This is a genomic window from Bradyrhizobium sp. (assembly GCF_035570375.1).
Taxonomy (GTDB): Bacteria; Pseudomonadota; Alphaproteobacteria; order Rhizobiales; family Xanthobacteraceae; genus Bradyrhizobium.
In genome coordinates, this window is record NZ_DATMLW010000049.1 from 1 (window position 1) to 2,512 (window position 2,512).

Consider the following 2,512-nt stretch of genomic DNA (forward strand, 5'->3'; position numbering starts at 1 on the left):
ACCGGCTCAAGCTGGGCCTATTCGGCGCCAACTGCTCCTCCGGCCGCGCGGTCACTACGGTCCCGGAGCGCTGGTCCGGGAGTTGGCCCGACTGCGTCAAGCTGGCGCAGATGGCCGACCGGGCAGGCATCGAGTTCATGCTGCCGATCGGGCGCTGGAAGGGCTATGGCGGAGACACCGATTACCAGGGTGCGACGTGGGAGACGGTGACCTGGGCCTCCGGGCTCTTGGCCAAAACCGAGCGGCTCGTTGTGTTCGGAACCGTGCATGCGCCGCTGATCCCGCCACTGATTGCCGCCAAGGAGTTTGTCACCGCCGACCACATCGGCGAAGGTCGCTTCGGTCTCAATCTCGTGTGCGGCTGGAACGAGGGCGAGTTCGAGATGTTCGGCGCGACATTGCGCGATCACGAGGCGCGCTACGACTACGCGCAGGAATGGCTCGATATCGTCAAATTGGCCTGGTCTCGGCGCGAGGATTTCGAATTCGATGGACGTTTCTTCCAATTAAAGGGCGTGCGGGCCCAGCCCAAACCCTATGGCGGGACGCGTCCGTTGATCATGAATGCCGGCGCGTCGGCGACCGGCCAAGCGTTCGCGATCCGAAACTGCGACGCGCTGTTTTCGACGATATCGCGCGGGATCTCGTTCGAGGAAACGGCGGGTCACGTCAGTAGCGTGCGGGCGCTGGCCCAACAGGCGGGCCGAGAGATCGATGTTTATACAGTCGGGGTCGTCACCTGCCGGCCCACGGCACAGGAGGCGCAGGATTATTACCGGCATGCTGTCGTCGACAATGCCGATTGGGCGGCGGTCGACAACATTCTGGCGATGAAGAACATCACGCCGCAAATGCACCCGCCCGAAGAGTTCCAGCGCATCCGCAATCACCAGGCCAACGGCATGGGTGGGCTGCCATTGGTCGGCGACCCGGATTCGGTGGCACGCGACATGACGCGACTGACCGCACTGGGGCTCAAAGGCATCGCGGTTTCGTTTGTCAACTATCTCGACGAATTACCGTATTTTTGCGCCGAGGTGTTGCCGCGTCTCGCGCGCTCGGGGCTGCGCGATGGCGGCACAGCGGGGCGGCCGCGTGCGCTCTAAGCCGGGACGATGATCGGCAGAGGATATGCCGATACCTGACAGCGCCGTACAAGTGTCGGTGCAATTTCCTCGCATTTAGCGCCGCCGACGGCCGCTCGCGATTGTATCCGCAAGCGCGGCATGCTGGTGAACGCGAGCCGCCAGGCGACCTCATGAAAGAGGTCGAGTGCGCCGGGCGCGGCCCTCTCATGCTTGGCTGGCCAGCTTCTTCAGGCGACAGGATGCGATTGGGAAGCCGCCGATCGGCGCCGGCGGGGCGCCACCCTCGGCCATATAAGACCGGTGAACAGGGACGGAGGCGCTCCCCGCGCTCGCGATCATTTTGCTCCCGATGCTTGATTTGTCGGGGAGGTCGTTTCGCGTGAGCAGGAGGTCTCGTTTTGGCGCTACTTATCGCTGATGAAACCCGTCTCGTTCAAATATGTTGCGCCCCACACTGTTGACGATGCGCTCGATCTTCTCGCTACACACGGCGATGAAGGAAAGATCGTGGCCGGCGGACAGAGTCTTGTGCCGGCGATGAGTTTTCGGCTCGCCCCAACCGGTGCTTGTTGAGTTCAGGGGGCCAAGAGTCCGGCTGCTCCGGGTTTTCCAGGTTTTCCGATGAATCGATGACGACCAGAAGCACCGCTCTCTCTGAAAGCAGCCGCGTGCCCGGCGCGTGATGCAGGTCAGACTTGATCTGATCTATTTTCGCTCGAAGGGGTTCGTCAAAGCACGCCGGCGGTGTTCACTCCGGCGGCACCGACACTTCCCCTCCGGCAAGCAATGAAATCGGTCGTGGCACCCGGCGTTGCGGGGCCGACCTGGGCGCCCATAGCGTCGAGCATCCTGTCCATGCCTGGGGGCAGCCCTGCCCTAATTCGCCTTGTCCACCCCGCCCGGGAAGGCGATGGTCGCGGCGAGGATCGCGGTGAGGCGGCGAGTGGCGGTCATCGTTGACCCAGACCTAATTCCCGCGCCCAGATTAACCCAAAATCCCCCGTTCCTCACTCCTTCTTCAAGGGGCCGTTTGCGGCGGCGCGGTGTTTTGCAACAAACTGTTAGATCAGCCTGGAACGCATTTACTAGCCAGGAGGCTGCCATGCCCACCTATATCGTCGGCGATATCCACATAAGCGACCATGCTTCCTATCAGGCTCATCTGCCGCGCGCGCTGGCGACGATTGCGCGCTTTGGTGGGCGCATCGTCGCTGGTGGCGGCAAGATCGATCTCCTGGAAGGCGACCCAATGCCGGAACGGATCTTTATCATCGAATTTCCCACCGCCGATGCGGCCCGACGATGGTATCAGTCCGATGACTATCAGGAGGCGTTGAAAACGCGGTTGTCAGCATCGCACGGCCGCGTATTTCTGATTGAGGGTAACGAAATATCTAGTGCGGTTCCCGTGGCCGGTTTAGACG

3 protein-coding genes are annotated in these 2,512 nt (G+C 62.2%); all 3 read left to right on the forward strand.

Features of this window, described 5'->3' with window-relative positions; translation table 11 throughout:
- The coding region (locus VNX23_RS05815; protein WP_325628233.1) for an LLM class flavin-dependent oxidoreductase at nucleotides 1-1,106 on the forward strand (1,106 nt) is incomplete at its 5' end.
- A 399-nt stretch (nucleotides 1,107-1,505) separates the two neighbouring features.
- Nucleotides 1,506-1,661 carry an FAD binding domain-containing protein gene (locus VNX23_RS30975; RefSeq protein ID WP_414642950.1) on the forward strand — a complete coding sequence of 52 codons (156 nt, stop codon included), beginning with the start codon at nucleotides 1,506-1,508 and terminating at the stop codon, nucleotides 1,659-1,661.
- A 529-nt stretch (nucleotides 1,662-2,190) separates the two neighbouring features.
- The coding region (locus VNX23_RS05820) for a DUF1330 domain-containing protein (RefSeq protein WP_325628234.1) at nucleotides 2,191-2,512 on the forward strand (322 nt) is incomplete at its 3' end.

What these genes read in the sequence shown, in the direction of transcription:
- VNX23_RS30975 (WP_414642950.1), top strand. Translation starts at nt 1,506, where the DNA reads ATGAAACCCGTCTCGTTCAAATATGTTGCGCCCCACACTGTTGACGAT.